At 73.9% G+C, this 19,618-nt stretch carries 16 protein-coding genes; 11 read left to right on the top strand and 5 right to left on the bottom strand.

Annotated features, from left to right (window positions below):
* The first annotated feature begins 265 nt into the window (after positions 1-265).
* Positions 266-4,294: a S8 family serine peptidase gene (locus RKE38_RS13295; RefSeq protein WP_316007969.1), complete on the top strand. Its 4,029-nt coding sequence runs from the start codon at positions 266-268 to the stop codon at positions 4,292-4,294.
* A 170-nt stretch (positions 4,295-4,464) separates the two neighbouring features.
* Here RKE38_RS13295 and RKE38_RS13290 read toward each other — a convergent pair whose 3' ends face one another.
* Both RKE38_RS13290 and RKE38_RS13285 read right to left on the bottom strand, forming a co-directional pair.
* Positions 4,465-5,664: an N-acetylglucosamine-6-phosphate deacetylase gene (locus tag RKE38_RS13290; RefSeq protein WP_316007963.1), complete on the bottom strand. Its 1,200-nt coding sequence runs from the start codon at positions 5,662-5,664 to the stop codon at positions 4,465-4,467.
* Positions 5,661-6,563, bottom strand: coding sequence for an SIS domain-containing protein (locus tag RKE38_RS13285; protein WP_316007962.1), 903 nt, complete (start codon positions 6,561-6,563; stop codon positions 5,661-5,663). The genes RKE38_RS13290 and RKE38_RS13285 overlap by 4 nt, the downstream gene beginning before the upstream one ends.
* A gap of 230 nt (positions 6,564-6,793) precedes the next feature.
* Between RKE38_RS13285 and RKE38_RS13280 the strand changes: the two genes are divergently transcribed.
* The 5 genes from RKE38_RS13280 to RKE38_RS13260 are packed head-to-tail and all read left to right on the top strand — an operon-like array spanning position 6,794 to position 11,041.
* On the top strand, positions 6,794-7,618 hold the full coding sequence (locus RKE38_RS13280; RefSeq protein ID WP_316007961.1) for a DeoR/GlpR family DNA-binding transcription regulator: 825 nt from the start codon (positions 6,794-6,796) through the stop codon (positions 7,616-7,618).
* A 3-nt stretch (positions 7,619-7,621) separates the two neighbouring features.
* Positions 7,622-8,608, top strand: coding sequence for an ROK family protein (locus RKE38_RS13275; RefSeq protein WP_316007960.1), 987 nt, complete (start codon positions 7,622-7,624; stop codon positions 8,606-8,608).
* The gene (locus tag RKE38_RS13270; RefSeq protein ID WP_316007959.1) at positions 8,605-9,537 is read left to right on the top strand and encodes a hexose kinase; all 933 of its coding nucleotides are present in this window, start codon (positions 8,605-8,607) and stop codon (positions 9,535-9,537) included. Before RKE38_RS13275 ends, RKE38_RS13270 begins: the two co-directional genes overlap by 4 nt.
* A 1-nt stretch (position 9,538) precedes the next feature.
* A complete protein-coding gene (locus RKE38_RS13265) occupies positions 9,539-10,372 on the top strand; it encodes a class II fructose-bisphosphate aldolase (RefSeq protein WP_316007958.1) in 834 nt (277 codons plus the stop codon).
* Between the two features lie 45 nt (positions 10,373-10,417).
* Positions 10,418-11,041, top strand: a complete 624-nt coding sequence (locus tag RKE38_RS13260) for a histidine phosphatase family protein (protein ID WP_316007957.1) — start codon at positions 10,418-10,420, stop codon at positions 11,039-11,041.
* Between the two features lie 20 nt (positions 11,042-11,061).
* Here RKE38_RS13260 and nucS read toward each other — a convergent pair whose 3' ends face one another.
* Positions 11,062-11,757, bottom strand: coding sequence for an endonuclease NucS (gene nucS, locus RKE38_RS13255; RefSeq protein WP_316007956.1), 696 nt, complete (start codon positions 11,755-11,757; stop codon positions 11,062-11,064).
* A gap of 108 nt (positions 11,758-11,865) precedes the next feature.
* On the opposite strand from nucS, the gene RKE38_RS13250 reads away from it, so the two are divergent.
* The 5 genes from RKE38_RS13250 (at position 11,866) to RKE38_RS13230 (ending at position 16,754) form a co-directional block, all read left to right on the top strand.
* On the top strand, positions 11,866-12,270 hold the full coding sequence (locus RKE38_RS13250; protein ID WP_316007955.1) for a hypothetical protein: 405 nt from the start codon (positions 11,866-11,868) through the stop codon (positions 12,268-12,270).
* A 123-nt stretch (positions 12,271-12,393) separates the two neighbouring features.
* The gene (locus RKE38_RS13245; RefSeq protein ID WP_316007954.1) at positions 12,394-14,172 is read left to right on the top strand and encodes a 3-hydroxybutyryl-CoA dehydrogenase; all 1,779 of its coding nucleotides are present in this window, start codon (positions 12,394-12,396) and stop codon (positions 14,170-14,172) included.
* Positions 14,173-14,256: 84 nt separating this feature from the next.
* Positions 14,257-14,556 (top strand): hypothetical protein, encoded by a 300-nt coding sequence (locus RKE38_RS13240; RefSeq protein WP_316007953.1) that lies wholly within the window; start codon positions 14,257-14,259, stop codon positions 14,554-14,556.
* 78 nt (positions 14,557-14,634) lie between these two features.
* Positions 14,635-15,564 (top strand): ABC transporter ATP-binding protein, encoded by a 930-nt coding sequence (locus tag RKE38_RS13235; RefSeq protein ID WP_316007952.1) that lies wholly within the window; start codon positions 14,635-14,637, stop codon positions 15,562-15,564.
* Positions 15,561-16,754 (top strand): ABC transporter permease, encoded by a 1,194-nt coding sequence (locus tag RKE38_RS13230; protein WP_316007951.1) that lies wholly within the window; start codon positions 15,561-15,563, stop codon positions 16,752-16,754. The genes RKE38_RS13235 and RKE38_RS13230 overlap by 4 nt, the downstream gene beginning before the upstream one ends.
* 121 nt (positions 16,755-16,875) lie before the next feature.
* On the opposite strand, the gene RKE38_RS13225 is transcribed toward RKE38_RS13230, so the two are convergent.
* Positions 16,876-18,186, bottom strand: a complete 1,311-nt coding sequence (locus RKE38_RS13225; protein WP_316007950.1) for an AI-2E family transporter — start codon at positions 18,184-18,186, stop codon at positions 16,876-16,878.
* Between the two features lie 82 nt (positions 18,187-18,268).
* Positions 18,269-19,609: a crotonyl-CoA carboxylase/reductase gene (gene ccrA / locus RKE38_RS13220; protein ID WP_316007949.1), complete on the bottom strand. Its 1,341-nt coding sequence runs from the start codon at positions 19,607-19,609 to the stop codon at positions 18,269-18,271.
* Positions 19,610-19,618 lie beyond the last annotated feature (9 nt).

Below are 19,618 nucleotides of genomic sequence, written 5' to 3'. Positions count from 1 at the left end.
GGGGGGGGGGGGGGGGGGGGGGGGGGGGGGGGGGGGGGGGGGGGGGGGGGCGGGGGGGGGGGGGGGGGGGGGGGGGGGGGGGGGGGGGCCCGGGTGGCGGTCTCGACACGATCCGGTCAGCACTTGGTCAAAACGGCGCCCGGAGCACGCCTGCTCGACTAGGTTGCCCGCGGCGTGGTGAAACCAGTGGAGGCGTGTGCCCTCCACGACCCCGGGGCAGGCCGGAGGATGGTCGGCTGCCGCGCGCAAGGAGACCTTCGTGTCGATGCCGTCCCGGGCACGCCACCGTCGGGGCCACGTGGCTGCCGTCGGCACCACCGCCCTCGCCCTGGTCGCCGCCGCCGCACTCGGCGGGGCGGCCCCTGCGGCCGCCTCTCCGGCCCCGGCCGCTGCGGCCGCCTCGAAGCCCGAGCACCGCACGCGTGCCTCGGTGCCGGCCGGGACCACCTCGGCGGGGTCGTTCCGCCTCGGGACCCAGCGCAGCGCCGGCGAGAAGGTCGACCGCTCGCTCGCCGGTGCCAAGGGCGCCGTCGACGTCATGATCGAGCTCGACGCCCGCTCGGCCACGTCGGCATACCTCTCCGCACGGCCCCGCGGCATCGCCGCTGCCAAGGGCGCCGCGCGGGCCCAGACGCTCACCGTCCGCCGCGCCCAGCGCGGCGTCGAGGCGGCCTTCGGTCGCTCCGCCACGCGGGCGCGCACGCTGTACCGCAGCCACGCGCTGTACTCCGGTGTCGCGGTCCGCACCGACGCCAGCCGGCTGCGGGCCCTCGCCGCCCTGCCCGGGGTCAAGGCGGTGCACCGGATCGTGCCCAAGCAGCCCTCCAACTCCTCCTCGGTGCCGCTCATCGGGGCGCCGCAGGTCTGGCACGCGAACGGCCAGACGGGTCAGGGCGTCCGCATCGGCATCATCGACACCGGCATCGACTACACCCACGCCGACTTCGGCGGCCCGGGCACCACGGCAGCCTTCGACGCCGCCAAGGCCACGAACACGTTCACCCCGACCGCCAAGGTCGTCGGCGGGTACGACTTCGCCGGCGACGCGTACAACCCCAGCGAGGGCGTCGACACCCCGGTGCCCGACGACAACCCGCTCGACTGCGAGGGCCACGGCTCCCACGTCGCGGGCACGACCGCCGGTCTCGGTGTCGGCAAGGACGGCCAGACGTGGGCCGGCGGCTACGACAAGGACATCGCGCCGTCGGACGTCAGCATCGGCCCGGGCGTGGCTCCCGGCGCCAAGCTCTACGCCCTCAAGGTCTTCGGCTGCGACGGAGACACCAACCTCGTGGGGCAGGCCCTGGAGTGGGCGGCCGACCCGAACGGCGACGGTGACGTCTCCGACCACCTCGACGTCGTCAACATGTCGCTCGGCTCGAGCTACGGCTCGCCGGACGACCCCGACGCCGTCGCGTCCAACGCCCTCGCCGCCCTCGGCACGGTGGTCGTGGCCTCGATGGGCAACAGCGGCGACGTCTACGAGGTCGGCGGCGCGCCGGGCAACGCGACCCGCGTGCTCGCCGTGGCCGCCAGCGACGACGGCAACGACGTCGTCGACGGCCTCAAGGTCGACAGCCCGACCGGCATCGAGCCGGCCGACACCGTCGACGGCACGCAGGACGACGTCTTCGCCGCGCTCAAGTCCACGAGCTACGACTGGGTGAAGGGGCCGGGCGTGACGGACACGGCCGTCGTCACCCTCGGGGACTGGACCCAGCCGGAGACGGACACGAACAACTCCGACGCCTGCACCGTCCTGTCCTCCGCCGACGCCGCGAAGGTCGCGGGCAAGGTCGTCCTCACCAAGTGGTACGACGGCACCGGCCGGCGCTGCGGCTCGGCCGGGCGGTCGCAGAACCTTCTCGACGCCGGCGCCGCCGGGGTCATCTTCGGCAGCGACGTCAACTCGTTCTCGGCCGGCGTGCTCGGCGCCAAGGGCATCCCGGCCATGCTGACGGTCAACCAGGCGACCAAGGCCATCAAGGCCGCCCTCGACGCCTCGACCCCCGTCACCGTCACCATGACCAACGCCCTGCGCAACGCCGTCACCGTCGTGGACAAGGGCGCGGTCGACCAGCTCGCCGGGTTCTCCTCCCGGGGCATCGGCGTCGCCGGAACGGTCAAGCCCGACGTCGCCGCGCCCGGCGTTACGACCTTCTCGGTCGCCGTCGGCACCGGCAACGAGGGCATCGCCGAGAGCGGCACCTCCATGGCCTCGCCGCACGTGGCGGGTGAGGCCGCCCTCGTGCGCGCCTCCCACCCGACGTGGTCGGTCGAGGAGGTCAAGGCCGCGATCATGAACACCGCGACCCAGGACGTCTACGTCGGCCCGAACCACGTGGGCGCCTCGTACGGTCCGGAGCGGGTCGGCTCGGGCCGGGTCCAGGTCGCCGGCGCGGTCGACACGACCACCCTCGCGTACGTCGAGGACACCCCCGGCGCGGTCGGGGTCTCCTTCGGCCCGGTTGCGGTGACCGCCCCCACCACCACGCTGCGCAAGACGGTCCGGGTCGAGAACAAGGCGTCCACCGGCACCGCGGCATACACGATCGCCTACCAGCCGGCGCACCCGACGCCGGGCGTGACGTACACGTTCAGCCCGACCCAGGTCAGCGTCCCAGCCGGCGGCTCGGCCGACGTCACGGTCACCGCCACCATCACGCGCTCGCAGCTGCGGGCGGTGCCGGACCCGACGACCAGCAGCGACCCGCTGGGACTGGGGATCAAGCGCAGCTACCGGGCGGACGCCAGCGGGCGCATGGTCCTGACACCGGTGGGCGACACCACCCCGGGCGCCCTGCGCGTGCCGGTGTGGTCCGCACCGCGGCCGGCCTCGACGATGTCCGCGGCGGGCACGGCCGTGGTGTCCGGCCCGACCGGCCTGAAGTCCGGGTCGCTGCGGCTCACCGGCACGGGCGTGGGCGACGAGACGGCCGTCAGCAGCACGGACTACCTCTCCAGCGTCTCGACCTTCCAGCTCCAGGGCAGCAGCGCGAAGCTGCCGGCCTGCTCGACCGGCCTGCCCCCCGGGTGCGTCGCCCTGGCCGACGACCGCTCCGCCGACCTCAGGTACGTCGGCAGCGCCTCGGACCTGCCGGCCTACCCCGACGCCACGTCGGCGATGGCCAACGGGCTCGTGTCGTTCGGGATCAGCAGCTGGGGACCGTGGCGCACGCCGGCCTCCTACACCGAGTTCGACGTGTGGATCGACGCCAATGCTGACGGGAAGCCCGACGCGGTCACCTACAACACCCGGGTGACGACGACGGACGACTACGACTACTTCATCGCCGAGACCGTGGACATCCGCAACGCCGACCCGTCGAAGTGGGAGCTCGTCGACCAGGAGCTCCTGAACGGGTGGGACGGGTCGTTCGACACGAACCTCTTCAACAGCGACTCGCTCGCGCTGCCGGTGTCGGTGGCTGCGCTCCAGGACGCCGGCCTCGTCTCGGGCCCGTCGGCCAGGTTGCGCTACTGGGTCGAGTCGTCCACCGCGGAGGCGGGTGGCGTCGACGCGGTCGGGTCGAGCTCGGCGCCGATGACCCTGTCCATCGGGTCCCCGGCCCTCGCGGCGTACGGCGACTACCTCACGCTCGCGAGCACCGACCTGCCGGGCGGGGTCCTGCACGTCAGGCGCGACCAGGCCACCATCGCGTCGGACAAGCCCGCGGGCCTGCTGCTGGTGCACCACACGAACACCGACGGCAACCGGGCGCAGGTCGTGGGGGTCAAGGTCGCGTCGGCGACGCGGCTGTACGCCTCCACGACGTCGTACACCTACGGCGGCAAGCCGACCTACACCGCGACCCTCTTCCCGGCGACGTCCACCGGCACGGTGACGTTCAGGGACAACGGCCGCGCCGTCAGGACCGTCACGGTCACGAGCGGCAAGGCGGTGTACACGGCGTCCGGACAGACCCGCGGGACCCACTCGATGACGGCGACGTACAACGGCGACGCCGTCACGGTGGGCAGCTCCTCGGGGACGGTCAAGGTCACGGTCAAGGGACTCGCGAGCCACGCGACGCTGAAGGCGAGCTACACCCGGTACGCCTACGGGTACCGGCCGCCGCTCATGACGGCCACGGTGACGCCCTCCTGGGCGACCGGGACGGTGACCTTCAAGGACGGCAGCCGGGTGCTGTGGACCGGCGCCGTCCGCAGCGGCAAGACCGTCTACCGCCTGCCGAAGCTGGCGCGGGGGACCCACCGGGTGACCGCGGTCTACAACGGCTCGTACAACTACGCCCCGGCCACCTCCACGGTGGTCACCATCACCGTGCGCTGAGCGCGCAGGCGCACGACACCGGGGTCCCCGCCGCCCGGCGGGGGCCCCGGTCCCGTTCGCAGGTGTGCCGGCCTGAGGGCTCCCGCCCGGCCGCCAGGGGCGGCGCCGCGCCGGGCCTGCGCTCGGCCGTCACGGTCGGCGCCGCGCCCGGGCGCCGCCGGCCAGGGGTGTCAGCCGAGCCAGGAGCCGCGGCGCAGCACGCGGCGCAGCGACAGGGCGTCGTCGACGACGAGCAGGTCGGCCCGCTGCCCGGCCGCCAGGCTGCCGACACCCTCGAGCGAGAGCGCGGCGGCAGGCGTCCGGCTCGCCGCCGTCACGGCGTCGAGGAGGTCGAGGCCTAGGTCCTGCACGCACCAGCGCACCTGCTCCAGCAGCGTGGAGACACCGCCGGCCAGTGAGCCGTCCTTGACCAGCCTGGCCTCGCGGCCCACGACCCGGACGGCCTGGCCGCCGAGGGTGTACTCGCCGTCGGACAGGCCGCCGGCGGACATCGAGTCGCTGACGAGCGCGATGTTCGCCGCCCCCACCGTGTCGAACACCATGCGCACGGTGCCCGCCGCGAGGTGCACGCCGTCGGCGATGACCTCGACGACGGCCTCGCCCCGCGCGGCGGCCGCGAGCGCGGCGGCGACCGGCCCGGGGGTGCGGTGGTGCAGGGGCGGCATGCCGTTGAAGAGATGTGTCACCAGCGGTCGACCGCCCCTCGCCCCGGCCGCCCGCACCCGCTCCAGGGCCCGGGCTGCCACCTCCCACGGGGCGTCGGTGTGCCCGACGGCCGCGAGGGCCCCGGCAGCGGCGAGCCGCGCGGGCAGCTCGTCGGCGCCCGCGCGCTCCGGCGCGTACGTCATGTGCGCGAACCACGGGCCGGCCGCCGCGGCGACCTGCTCGACGAAGCCGGAGTCGGGGTCGGTCAGGGCGTCCGGGTTCTGCGCGCCGCAGCGGTCGACCGACAGGAACGGGCCCTCGAGGTGGATGCCGGCGAGCTCGCCCGCCTCGGCGAGGGGGACCAGCGTCGCGATGCCGGCGAGCAGGACGTCCTGCGGCGCGGAGACGAGCGAGCCGACGACGGAGGTGCTGCCGGCCCGGTGGTGGCGAGCCACCGCCCGCGTGGCCGAGCCGGCGTCGGTGCCGAACTCCCCGCCCGCGCCGCCGTGGCAGTGCACGTCGACGAGGCCGGGCAGGATCGTCGCGCCCGGCTCCCAGCCGGGCGGTGTGGGCGCCTGCGCCCACTGCGCCGGCACCCCGGCGCGCTCACCGGCATACGCGATGGTGCCGCCGTCGACGACCACGGCACCGTCGGCCACCACCCGGTCGGGCAGGACGGTGCGGCCGTGGAGCAGGACGGTGGTGTCGGCAGGCGTCGAGGTCACGACAGGATGATGGACCGGGTGAGGTGGCGGGGGCGATCCGGGTCGACCCCGGCGAGTCGCGCCTTGACCAGGCACAGGCGGTGCAGCCGCACGAGGTCCGCGAGCGGGTCGATGTCGCGGTGCTCGAACCAGGCGCCGGTCGCGCGCACGTCCTCGGCCAGGCCGCTCGGCACCTCGCCGAACGCCCACGTGGCGCGGCCCGGGGTGGCGATGCTGATCGGGCCGTGGCGGTACTCCATCGCGGGGTACGCCTCGGTCCAGAACTGTGCCGACTCGCGCAGCTTCAGCGCCGCCTCCTGTGCCAGACCGACGGTCCAGCCGCGGCCGAGGAAGGTGAGCTGCTCGGCGTCGGCCACGCCGGCCAGGGCGGCCGCCTCGTCCTCGGCGAGCACCGCGCGCGCCTGCTCGGCGATCGCGGTGACGTCCTCGCCCAGGGTCGCGCGCAGCAGGGCGAGCGTCGTCGTGGCGAAGCGGGTCTGCACGACCGACTGCTCGTCGACCTCGGGCAGCAGCAGGGTGCGCTCGGCGAGGTCCGGGATCGGCGTGCCGGCGGTGGCCACGATCGCGGTCGTGGGCCGGCCCTGCTCGGCGAGCCGGCCGACGAGCTCGACCACCTCGGTCGTCGTGCCGGAGCGGGAGATCGCCACCACCCGGTCGAAGGTGCGCGTGGTGGGGAACTCGCTGGCAGCGTGGGCCTCGGTGTGGCCGTGGCCGGCCGCCTCGCGCAGGACGGCGTACGCCTGCGCCATGTAGTAGCTGGTGCCGCAGCCGACGACGGCGACGCGCTCGCCGGGGGCGGGCAGGGCTGCCCGGGCCTCGTCGAGGCGCCCCAGGACGGCCACCCAGTCGTCGGGCTGGCTGGCGATCTCGGCGGCGAGGTGGCTGGCGTGCTCGGTCATGGGTGGGGGCTCCTTCGCCTGGCCTGAGTGATTTAGACTGCTCAGAGTCTCGGGCAATCAGATTCGATCAGTCAAGCGCAGCTCGTCCCGATCAGTCCGTTCGGTCCTTGTGCGCGCAGGTGCGTGCGGATCCGCTTGACGCCGAGGAGGCCTGCGCGCCAAGGTGTGCGGCAGGGTCGCCTGTTCGTGAGTGAATTACCCGACAAACGAAACAAAACGATCAGGGCTTCGTGAAGGGAGCAGGTGTGGCCAACGGCGCGGCGAAGTCCCTCGACCGGGGTGCCCGGTGGAGCGCGCTGCTCGGCCTGCTCGCCGAGCGCGGTCGGCTCAGCGTCGGCGAGGTCGTCGACGTCCTGGGCGTCTCTGAGGCCACCGTGCGCCGCGACTTCAGCGACCTCGCCGCCCAGCAGCTCGTGACCCGCACGCACGGCGGCATCGTGGCCACGGCCGTCGCCTACGACCTGCCGGCGCGCTACAAGCAGGCCGGCGCCGACGACGCCAAGGAGCGGATCGCCGCCCACGCGGCGGACCTGGTCCGGGACGGCACCGTGGTCGGCTTCAACGGCGGCACGACGACCAGCGCCGTCGCCCGCCGCCTCGCTGCCCGGTCCGACCTGGCGATGTCCTCCACCCGTCCGGCCATCACCGTCGTGACCAACGCCCTCAACATCGCCACCGAGATGGTCCTGCGGCCCTTCGTGCGCTGCGTGTCCCTCGGCGGGGTGGCCCGGCCCGAGTCCTACGAGCTGTCCGGACCGCTCGCCACCATGGTGCTCAACGAGCTGTGGCTCGACACCGTCGTGCTCGGTGTCGACGCGGTCTCCGGTGGTGCCGGGGCGATGTGCCACCACGAGGGCGAGGCGGGGATCAACGCGCTCATGGTCGAGCGCGCCGACCGCGTCGTCGTCGTGGCGACCGGGGCCAAGATCGGGGCCCGGGCCTTCGCCCGCATCTGCCTGCCCTCGCGGATCGAGACGGTCGTCACCGACGACACCGCCGACCCCGCTGCCGTCGCCGACCTGCGCGCGGCGGGCGTGACGGTGGAGGTGGTCTGAGCGGTGACCGCCGTCGTGGCCGCCGTCGACGTCGGCGGCACCCGGATGAAGGCCGCCCTCGTGGACCGGGACGGCCGCGAGGTGGTGACCCTCACCCGGCCGACACCCTCGGCGCTCGACGTGCCCGGCGCGCTCGTGCGGGCCGTCGCCGACACCGTGGCCGAGCTCCGGGATGCCGCCCGTGACCTGACAGAGGGGGCCGGACCCGAGTCCTCCACCGTCGACGCCCCCACCGTCGACGCGCCCGAGGTCGACGCGCCCGAGGTCGTCGCGGCCGGCGTCGTCGTCCCCGGCATCGTCGACGACGGGCGGGGCGTCGCGGTCTGGGCGTCGAACCTCGGCTGGCGCGACCTGCCCGTCACCGGGCCCCTGTCCGAGCTCCTGGGCGTGCCCGTGGCGCTCGGCCACGACGTGCGCGCCGGCCTGCGGGCCGAGGTCGCCTGGGGTGCCGCGGCCGGCTCGCGCAACGTGCTCTTCATCCCCCTCGGCACCGGGATCGCGGGAGCCCTCATGCTCGACGGCCACGTCGTGGCCGCCGACGGCTGGGCCGGCGAGATCGGCCACGTCGTCGTGGAGCCCGAGGGCCTGCCCTGCCCCTGCGGCCAGCGCGGCTGCCTGGAGACCGTGGCGTCCGCGTCCGCCATCGCGCGGGCGTATGCCGCGCGCACCGCCGGGCGGGGCGGGGTGCCGCACGACGCCGAGGCGGTCGCTGCCCTGGTGCGCGCCGGTGACGCCGACGCCGTCGCGGTCTGGGACCACGCGGTGGCCGCCCTGGCCCGCATCCTGGTGATGATGACGACCGCCACCGGCATCGACCACATCCTCGTCGGGGGAGGGCTGGCGCAGAGCGGGGAGACGCTGCTGGCCCCCCTGCGCGAGGCGGTCCGGGCGTCGCTCACCTTCCAGCGCGAGCCGCACATCGAGCGGGCGCGGCTGGGCGAGCGCGCCGGGTGCCTGGGCGCGGCCTGCCTGGCCTGGGACCTCACGTGATCCTCACCGTCACCCCCAACCCGGCCCTGGACGTGACGTACGACGTCGACCGGCTCGTGCCGCACGCGAGCCACCGCGTGCGGCAGGTCCGCGAGCGCGCCGGCGGCAAGGGGGTCAACGTCGCCTCCGTCCTGGCCCTGCTGGGTGAGCCCGTCCTCGTCACGGGAGTCGTCGGCGGTGCGTCCGGTGACGAGCTGCGCGGCGACCTCGACCGCCGGGGGATCCGCCACGACCTGCTGGCGGGCGAGCTGCCGACGCGCCGGACCGTCACCGTCGTCTCGGCGCAGGACGGTGACGCCACCGCCTTCAACGAGCCGGGCTCGCCCTGGCCGAGCGGGCTGCGCGATGCGCTCGTCGTCCACGTGGAGCGCCTGCTGCGGGTGCACCGCCCCGCTGTCCTCGTGGTCTCCGGCAGCGTGCCGCCCGGCTTCGGTGGCGAGGGGTGCGCGGCGCTCGTCTCCGCGGGCCGTGCGGCCGGCGCCCGCGTCGTCCTCGACACGTCACAGGACGCCCTCGTCGGCGCCCTGCCCAGCGGTCCGGACGTCGTCAAGCCCAACCGCGACGAGCTGTATGCCGTGACCGGCACCACGGACCCGGTCGAGGGCGCCAACGCCCTGCAGGACCAGGGCGCTCGGCACGTGCTGGTCTCGCTCGGCGCCGACGGCATGGTCCTCGTCGAGCCCGAGGGCACGGTCCGGCGCGCCCGGCTGCCCGAGCCCCTGCGGGGCAACCCCACCGGCGCGGGCGACGCCTGCGTCGCCGCGGTCGCGAGGGGGCTGGCCGGCGGGTCGGCCTGGCCGGACGTACTGGCCGACGCGGTCGCGTGGTCCGCCGCCGCCGTCCTGAGCCCGGTGGCCGGCGAGGTGTCGGTGCAGGACGTCGCGCGGCTGCGCGCGGTGGTCACGGTCGAGGGCACGGAGGTGCGCTGAGGTGCTGGTGGGACTGGATGAGGTGCTGGCGCGGGCCAGGGCGGACGGGCGCGGCGTGGGGGCGTTCAACGTCATCCACCTCGAGCACGCGGAGGCCCTGGTCGGTGCCGCCGAGGACTCCGGCCTGCCGGTGGTCCTGCAGGTCAGTGAGAACACCGTGCGCTGGCACGGCTCGCTGGCGCCGCTCGCCGCAGCGACCCGGGCGCTGGCCGAGCAGTCGCCGGCCCAGGTGGTGCTGCACCTCGACCACGCCACCTCCCGCGAGCTCGTCACGCAGGCCCTGGCGCTGGGCTTCACGTCGGTCATGTTCGACGGCTCGACGCTGCCGGACGAGCGCAACCGCGCCGAGACCCGGCAGGTCGTGCGCGAGTGCCACGACGCCGGGGTCGCGGTCGAGGCCGAGCTCGGCGAGATCGGCGGCAAGGACGGCGTGCACGCGCCCGGTGCCCGCACGGACCCGCACGACGCCGCACGGTTCGTCGAGGACACCGGCGTGGACGCGCTCGCGGTCGCCGTCGGCACGTCGCACGCGATGACCGAGCGCACGGCCGCCCTCGACCTCGAGCTCATCGGCGCGATCCGTGGGCGGGTGCCCGTGCCGCTGGTCCTGCACGGGTCGTCCGGCGTCGCCGACGACGGCCTCGTCGACGCCGTGCGCGCCGGGATGACGAAGGTCAACATCGCCACGCACCTGCAGGGCGTCTTCACCGCCGCCGTCCGGGGCGTGCTCGACGCCGACCCGCGCGTCGTCGACACCCGGAAGTACCTGGCGCCCGCGCGCGAGGCCGTGCGCGCCGAGGCCGCGCGGCTGCTCACCCTCCTCGCCCTGCGCTGAGGAAGGGCCGCGCGAGCGGGGAGCCGCGCGGCATACGCTCGGGGCATGAGCGACCTGCACTGCCCGGCGACGCTGCTCGTCGCGCGCCACGGCGACGCGGAGTACGGCCACCCGTCGGTGCTGTCGGACGAGGGCGGCTGGCTCAGCGAGCGGGGCCGCGAGCAGGTCCACGCGCTCGCGGAGTCGCTGCGCGGACGCAACGTCGCCCGGGTGCACACCAGCCCCCTCCAGCGCGCCGTGGAGTCCGGCGCCCTGGCCGCGCAGGTGCTCGGCGTGGACAGCGTCGTCGTCGAGGGCCTCGAGGAGTTCTCCGTGGGAGCGTTGGCCGGGCGCCCGCACGACGACCCCGAGCTCATGTCCGTGTTCAGGGCCTGGATGCACGGCGACCTCGGGCGGTTCATCCCCGGCGGTGAGACCGGCGCCGAGGTCGTGGCGCGCTACCGCGAGGCGTTGCTCTCGATCGCCGACCAGCACCGTGGCGAGACCGTGCTCGTGTTCAGCCACGGGGGAGTGATGTCGTTCGTGCTGCCGCGGATCGACGGGCCGGTGCGCGCCGACCTCGCGGCGGCGGCGTTCCTGCCCAACTGCGGGATCGCCGAGGTCGCCGTCGACGGCGACGGGTTCGCCGTCCGCTGCTGGCCGGGCTCGGTGGACCGCTCGGTCGTCTGACGCGGGGTCGTGGGTGTGGCCTAGAAGAGGCGGTGCTCGCTGGTGTCGATGCCCTTGAGCGCGTCGTAGTCGAGCGTCACGCAGCGGATGCCGCGGTCGGTGGCCAGCGTGCGCGCCTGCGGCTTGATCTCCTGCGCGGCGAAGATGCCGGTGACCGGCGCCAGGTGCGGGTCGCGGTTCATCAGCTCGAGGTAGCGGGTCAGCTGCTCCACGCCGTCGATGTCGCCGCGGCGCTTGATCTCGACCGCGACCGAGCGGCCCTGGGCGTCCTTGCACAGGATGTCGACCGGGCCGATGGCCGTCATGTACTCGCGGCGCACCAGGGTCCAGCCGTCCCCGAGCGTCGAGATGTGCTCGGCGAGCAGCTTCTGCAGGTGCGCCTCGACGCCGTCCTTGATGAGGCCGGGGTCGACGCCGAGGTCGTGCGAGGAGTCGTGCAGCACCTCGTGGATCAGCACGCGGAGCCGGTCCTCGGACTTGGCGTGCTGCACGACCCACACGGCACTGACGCCGTCGGCGGCCTCGTGCTCCTCGGGGCCCACCTCGGCCATGGCGCACGGCGGCGACATCCAGTTGAGCGGCTTGTACGAGCCGCCGTCGCTGTGGACGAGCACCGAGCCGTCGACCTTGACGAGCAGGAGCCGGGTGGCCAGGGGCAGGTGGGCCGAGAGCCGGCCCTCGTAGTCCACCGAGCACTTCGCAATGACGAGCCGCACGAGGAGGCACTCTACGGGTGCCCGGCCTGCGTCCCGGGTACAGGTGCGTGAAGGCCGTTGCGTGCCGGGCCACAGGTATCGCACACTCGAACCACAGAGGTGAGCAGGATGCGCAGTGTCGTCGGCAACGTCGCCGGGCTCGCCCTGGTCTTCGCCTCGCTCGCAGCTGGGATGCGGTGGCTGTCGACCGGGCGGCCACCCCGCGTCCTCCGCCCGGTCGTGGACCGGGCCGAGGCGTTCGTCGCCGCGCGCCGACCCCGCCGCGAACCCATCCCGCCGGTCCTGCTGGCCCTCGAGCTGGGCCGGCTCGCCAACCACATCCGCTGGGTCGAGGCCTCGGACATGCCGAACAAGGCCGAGCGCCTCATGGCCGCCCGGCTCGCCTACGACCACGCGCTGCGCGACTACTGCCGGGCGGTCGACATCCCCGTCCCGCCGGCCATCCGCGGCCTGTCCCGGGAGCAGCGCTTCCACATGGAGTCGGCCCTCATCGGCGCCGGCCACGAGTGGTGACGCGGCCGCGCTGAGGCGCCCCCGCGGCATACCCGGCTCTCCGGCGCCGCTGCCCGGGCGGGTGTCGACCGTCACGCCGCCCGGGGGTCCCGGGCACCTCCACCGTCTGGGAGACTCGCCCGCATGGCTCGGAAGTTCACGAAGGTCGGAGTGATCGGTCTCGGCACCATGGGTGCCGGCATCGTCGAGGTGTTCGCGCGCAACGGCATCGACGTCGTCGCGGTCGAGGTCGACGACGCGGCCGTGGAGAAGGGCCGTGGGGTCCTCGAGCACTCCACCGGCCGGGCGGTCAGCCGCGGCAAGCTCTCGACCGAGGACCAGGCCGCGCTGCACTCGCGCGTGCACTTCACCTCGAGCATGGACGACCTCGCCGACTGCGAGCTCGTCGTGGAGGCCGTGCCCGAGCACCTCGACCTCAAGAAGGAGGTGTTCGGCAAGCTCGACGCGGTCGTCGGCCCGGACGCCGTCCTCGCCACCAACACCTCGAGCCTGTCGGTCACCGAGATCGCCGTCGCCACGAGCAACCCCAAGCGGGTCGTCGGCATGCACTTCTTCAACCCCGCGCCGGTGCTGCAGTTCGTCGAGGTCATCCGCACCGTCGTCACCGAGGACGAGGTCTTCGAGGACGTCAAGGCGCTCGCCCAGCGGCTCGGCAAGCAGCCGGTCGTCGTGGGCGACAAGGCCGGCTTCATCGCCAACGCGCTGCTCTTCGGCTACCTCAACCACGCCGTCTCGATGTACGAGTCGCGCTACGCCAGCCGCGAGGACATCGACGCGGCCATGCGGCTCGGCTGTGGCTACCCGATGGGCCCGCTCGCCCTCATGGACCTCATCGGCCTCGACACGGCCTACGAGATCCTCGACACGATGTACAAGCAGGGCCGCGACCGCCTGCACGCCCCCAGCCCGATCATCAAGCAGATGGTGAGCGCCGGCCTCAAGGGCCGCAAGAGCGGCCGTGGCTTCTACACGTATGCCGAGCCCGGCTCGTCCGCGGTCGTGGACGACGCGCTGACGCCGCGTCCGGTGGGGGAGTCCGGCGCGACCCTGCGCCCGGTGCGCACCGTCGGCGTCGTCGGCTCCGGCACCATGGCGACCGGCATCGTCGAGGTGTTCGCCAAGGCCGGTTACGACGTCACCTACGTGACGCGCAGCCAGGCCAAGGTCGACGCCGTCACCGCAGGCGTGACGCGCTCGCTCGAGAAGGCCGTGCAGCGCGGCAAGCTCGAGGAGGGGGCCCGCGACGAGGCACTCGGCCGGCTCACCGGCTCGACCTCCCTCGACGCGCTCGCCGGTGCCGACCTCGTGGTCGAGGCCGTCGTCGAGGACCTCGCCGTCAAGCAGGCGCTGTTCGAGAACCTCGACGAGATCGCCCGCCCGGGCGCCATCCTCGCGACGACCACCTCGAGCCTCCCGGTCGTCGAGCTCGCCGCGGCGACGAAGCGGCCGCAGGACGTCATCGGCATGCACTTCTTCAACCCGGCCCAGGTGATGAAGCTGGTCGAGGTCGTGCACACCGTCTCGACCGACGCCGACGTCGTCGCCACGGTGCAGGACCTCTGCGCCAAGATCGGAAAGCACGCGGTGTCGTGCGGTGACCGCTCGGGCTTCATCGTCAACGCGCTGCTCTTCCCGTACCTCAACGACGCCGTGAAGATGCTGTCGGCCAACTACGCCAGCGCCGACGACATCGACACCGCGATGAAGACTGGCTGTGGCCTGCCGATGGGCCCGTTCGAGCTGCTCGACGTCGTCGGGCTCGACGTGTCGCTCGCGATCCAGCGCGAGCTGTACCTCGAGTTCCGCGAGCCCGGCTTCGCCCCGGCCCCGCTGCTCGAGCACCTCGTCACCGCCGGCTACCTCGGCCGCAAGACCGGCCGCGGCTTCCGCACCTACGCCTGACCCCACGGCATACCCTGTCAGCCCGCGGGTGCGTGGGCGACGCCGGCGCCACCCGCGGGGACCGGCTCTGGGAGAATCGCCACCGTGCCCCGAGCCAACCGCCGTCGCCGCGACGACGTCCCGCTGAACCTGCAGCGGGCCGTCGGGGGTGCCCCGCGTCGCGAGTCGTATGCCGGGGGCGAGTGGTTCGTGCGCCGAGTCTCGGGGGAGGGGTCGACCCGCGCGTACCTGTGCCCGGGTTGCCAGCAGACGATCCCGACCGGCACACCGCACGTCGTCGCCTGGCCCGCCGACGGCCTGGGCGCTCTGGACGACCTGCGCCACTGGCACACCACGTGCTGGGAGGCCCGCGGCCGGCGGCACGCCACCGGCTCCTACCGCTGACGTCCTGCGCCGGGGCGTCGCACCGGGTAGGACGTTCGCCCCTGTGGTGGGGCGGCGAGCCCGCGTGAGGGTGGTCGGGTGCCGGACGGGTTGCGGGTCGACGGGGTGATGCACGCCTTCGGGGAGCGGTTGGCGCTCGACGGCGTCAGCTGCGAGGTGCCCGCGGGACGCCTGACCGGGCTGCTGGGTCCCAACGGCGCCGGCAAGACGACCCTGATGCGGATCCTGCTCGGGGTGCTCGTCCCGGACAGCGGGCGGGTGTGGCTCGACGGACGGCGGCTGGAGGACGTGCACGACCGGCGCGGCTGGGGGTACATGCCGCAGGAGCGAGGGCTCTACCCGGCGATGGCGGCCGGCCCGCAGGTGGTGCACTTCGCCCGGCTGCACGGCCTGTCCCGCGGCGAGGCCACGCAGCGGGCCCGCGACCTGCTGGGGGAGCTCGAGCTGGGGGACCGGTGGGACGAGCGCACGGACCGCCTGTCCGGCGGCATGCAGCAGCGGCTCCAGCTCGCGACCGCGCTCGCGCACGTCCCCGAGGTCATCGTGCTCGACGAGCCGTTCGCGGGCCTGGACCCGGTCGCCGTCGAGCAGCTGTCCGCGCTGCTGCGGCGACGCGCGGCGGCCGGCTGCCTGGTGCTGTTCTCCAGCCACCAGCTCGACCTCGTGCAGGACCTCTGCGAGGACATCGTCATGGTCGACCACGGCCGCACCGTCCTCGCCGGGTCGGTGTCGCACCTGCGCGCCGCCTCGGGACAGCGCCGGCTGCGGCTGCGGCTCGAGTCGCCGGACCGGGACTGGCTGCGCGCCTTCGACGGCGTGCGGGTGGTCAGCGACGAGGCCGACGACCTGCGCCTCACGGTGCCGCCGGGCGTCGACCCGTTGCGCCTGCTCGACGCGGCGCGGTCCCGGGGGCCGGTCCTCGACTTCGGGCTCGAGCTGCCGACCCTGTCCGAGCTCTTCCTCGCGGCCGTGGGCGGCGAGCGCGCGATGCAGGGGGTGGGCCGGTGACCTGGTGGCGGGGGACGGCCCTCGTGGCCGAGCGCAGCCTGCTGGAGACGGTGCGCTCGCGGGCATACCGGCTCATCACGGCCGTGCTGCTCCTGGCCTCGGCCGCCGCGGTGCTCGTCCCGCACCTCGTCCTCGACCGGCCCACGAGCTACACCCTCGCGACCGTGGGTGCCGCCCCGGCGCCGCTGCGGGTCGCGCTCTCGGCGGCCGCCACCCGCCAGGGCTTCTCGGTGGAGTACGTCGCGCGGGGCAGCGCCGCCGACGTCCGCACCGCGGTGCGCGACGGTGCCGCGACGGCGGGCCTCGCGGACGGCACCCTCTTCACCGGGACGGGGGTGGACCAGACGTTCTCCGCCGTCGTCGCGCAGGCGGTGGTGTCGGTCGAGACGACCGCGCGCCTGCGGGCCGCCGGGCTGACCCCGGCGCAGATCGCGTCGGTCGCCGCGGTGCGCCCGCCCCTGCAGGTGACGGTGGGTCGCACCGACAGCGGCGAGCGGGCGGCGGTCGGGTACGGGGTGGGCATCGCGCTGTACCTCGCGATCACCTTCGCGGGCGGTGCCATCGCCTCGGCCGTCGCGGTCGAGAAGTCGACGCGCGTCTCCGAGGTGCTGCTCGCGGTCCTGCGCCCCAGCCAGGTGCTGGTCGGCACGGTGTCGGCGGTGGGCGCGGCGACGCTCGCCCAGGTGCTCGTGCTCGCCGTCCCGCTCGCGGTCGCGGTCCGCCTGGGCTACGTGGGGCTGCCACCCGTGGCCAGTGGCGACCTCGCCCTGGCGCTGGTGTGGTTCGCGCTCGGGTTCGCCGTGTACGCCTTCCTGTTCGCCGCGGCGGCCGCCCTCGTCGACAAGGTGACCGAGGCGAGCGCGGCCGTCGCGCCCGTGACGACGGTGCTGGTCATCGTCTACCTGCTCAGCATCATCGTCGTCACCGGCCAGCCGTCGAGCGGGTGGAGCGTGGCGATCTCGCTGTTCCCGCTGAGCGCCCCGCTGGCGATGCCGGTGCGCTGGTCCAGCGGTGAGGTGCCCGGCTGGGAGCTCGTCGCGGCGATGGCGCTGACCGCGGCGACGGCGGTGCTGCTCGTCGGGGTCGGCGCGGCCGTCTACCGGCGGGCCCTGGTCATCACCGGCCACCGCGTCCGCTGGCACGAGCTCACCGGCCGTCGTGCCCACCGACCCCCGGTCCACCCCGCCTGAGTGCCGGCCTGCCCCGGAGGTCTGCGCACAGACCCGCGTACCACTGCGCGCTGATCCGCTCCCTGCGCAGTGGTACCGACGTCTGTGCGCAGACGAGCGTGCAGCCCCGGCGGGTAACGCCTCAGTGGCGGCGTTGGCGGGGGAGGAGCACCTCTTCGTAGAGCAGCAGGAGGCCGGCGGCCACCGGGATCGCGAGCAGGGCGCCGAGCACGCCGAGCAGCGTGCCGCCCGCCAGGGCCGCCACGACCGTCACGGCGCCCGGTACCGACACCGTGCGCTGCATGATGCGCGGTGCGACGACGTAGTTCTCGATCTGCTGGTAGATGACGTAGTACGCCAGCGCGATGAACATCTTGCGCGGCTCGTCGAAGACGGCCACGAGGCAGACGACGGAGGCGCCGAGGGTGGCGCCCACCATGGGGATCAGGCCGAGGAAGCCGACGGACACGGCCAGCACCGCGGCATACGGGATCCCGACGATGGTCATCATGATCCAGGAGCACGCGGCGTTCACGGTCGCCACGGCGATCTGCCCGATGGCGTAGGAGCCGGTGCGCCGCATGATCTCCTCCGACAGCGACATCACGCGGGCGCGGCGCGAGGCCGGCACGACGGCGTATGCCGCGTGCTTGACCCGGGGGAGCGAGGCCAGCAGGAAGAGCGTCAGCACCAGGACCGTGAAGGCCTGGAAGATGCCGCTGACGACCGCGGCCCCCACCCCGAGGACGCCGCCGAAGACCGAGCTGAGGAAGCCGCTGTCGGTGATCTTCTTGTTGAACTCGGCGCGGATCTTGTCGACGAGGTCGTAGTGCTTGTCGAGGTCCTGCACCCAGCGGCTCTTGAGGATCTGGTCGAGCCAGTCCGGCGCCTGCTGGATGAGCTGGCCGCCCTGGGTGATCACCGGCGGCACGACGACCACGCCGAGGAGCGCGAACACGACCACCAGCCCGGCGAAGACGATGGCGACGGCGCCGCCGCGCTTCACCCCGCGCCGCGTGAGCGTCTCGACCACCGGGTTCAGGGTGAGGGTGAGGAAGAACGAGATGACGAGGATGGTGAGCACCGTGCCCAGGCGTCCGAGCGTGTGCCACAGCAGGAGCGCCGCCAGCACGCCGATGGCGCCGACGAACCCCATGTAGAACGGCGACTGGCGGTTGAGGGGTCGCCCGGCGCGGCCGTAGCGCTGGTTCGTGGAGGGGGCGTCGTCCCCCGTCGCGCCGACGCCGTCGGCGAGGACCGCGCCGTTGCCCGGCACGCCGCCGTCCGGGGTGCCCGCCTCCTCGGCCTCGCGCTGCTGGCGGAGGCCGGGCAGCACGTCGGTCAGCAGGTCCGTCGGGACAGGGGTGCTCTCCTCGACGTGCGAGTGGTAGCTCGCCTCCAGCGCCGCACGCTGGCTGCGCCGGAACTCCCTCCACCGGTCCAGCACTGACATGGCGCGAGCCTATGGCACCGGTGGGCCCGCAGCCCGGCGCGCCACGAGGTGGCAGCGCGCCGGGCGCGGGGTCAGTGCGGGGTCAGGCGTTGCGGAACCGGTTGATCTGCGGCAGCAGCGCCTCGCGCTTCTCGGGGTCGGTGACGCCGAGCCCCTCCTCGGGCGAGAGCGTCAGCACGCCGACCTTGCCCTGGTGGGCGTTGCGGTGGACGTCGAGCGCGGCCTGGCCGACCTCGTCCATCGAGTACGTCTTGGAGAGGGTCGGCTGGATGAGCCCCCGGTTGATGAGCTCGTTGGCCTCCCACGCCTCGCGGTAGTTGGCGAAGTGGCTGCTGACGATCCGCTTGAGGTTCATCCACAGGTAGCGGTTGTCGTACTCGTGCAGGTAGCCCGACGTCGACGCGCAGGTCACGATCGTGCCGCCCTTGCGTGCGACGTAGACGCTGGCGCCGAAGGTCTCGCGCCCCGGGTGCTCGAAGACGATGTCGACGTCGTAGCCGCCGGTCAGCTCGCGGATCTTCTTGCCGAGCCGCTGCCACTCCTTGGGGTTCTGCGCGGTGTTGTCGTCGTTCCAGAACCGGTAGCCCTCGGCGCTGCGGTCGATGATGAGCTCGGCGCCCATGTCGCGGCAGATCTGCGCCTTCTCGGGGGAGGAGACGACGCAGACGGGGGTCGCGCCGCCGGCCAGCGCCATCTGGGTGGCGTAGGAGCCGAGGCCGCCGGAGGCGCCCCAGATGAGGACGCGGTCGCCGAGCTTCATCTGGGCGCCGTTCTTGGAGACCAGCTGGCGGTATGCCGTGGAGTTCACCAGGCCGGGGGACGCCGCCTCCTCCCACGACAGGTGGGCGGGCTTGGGCATGAGCTGGTTGGACTTCACGATCGCGAGCTCGGCGAGGCCGCCGAAGTTGGTCTCGAAGCCCCAGATCCGCTGCTGCGGGTCGAGCATCGTGTCGTTGTGGCCGTCGGCGTCCTCGAGCTCGACCGACAGGCAGTGGGCGACGACCTCCTGGCCGGGCTTCCACTTGGTGACGCCGGGGGCCACGCGGAGCACGACGCCGGCGAGGTCGGAGCCGACGACGTGGTACGGCAGGTCGTGCCGCTTGGCGTACTCCGACGTCCGGCCGTAGCGCTCGAGGAAGCCGAACGTCGACACCGGCTCGAAGATCGAGGTCCACACGGTGTTGTAGTTGATCGCGCTCGCCATGACGGCGACGAGGGCCTCGCCGGGGGCGAGCTCGGGCACTGGCACGTCGTCGAGGTGCAACGACTTGCGGGGGTCCTTCTCCTTGGTGGCCATGCCCTCGAACATGCCCACCTCGTCCTTGTGCACCGTCACGGCGCGGTAGGACTCGGGGATGGCCAGGCCGGCGTACGTGGACTCGGCGCGGTCCCCGGAGAGGATGGCGTCGCGGATCTCCTGCATGGAACTTCT

The organism is Phycicoccus sp. M110.8 (genome assembly GCF_032464895.1).
Classification (GTDB): Bacteria; Actinomycetota; Actinomycetes; order Actinomycetales; family Dermatophilaceae; genus Pedococcus.
This window is presented reverse-complemented; position numbering and strand designations above follow the sequence as displayed.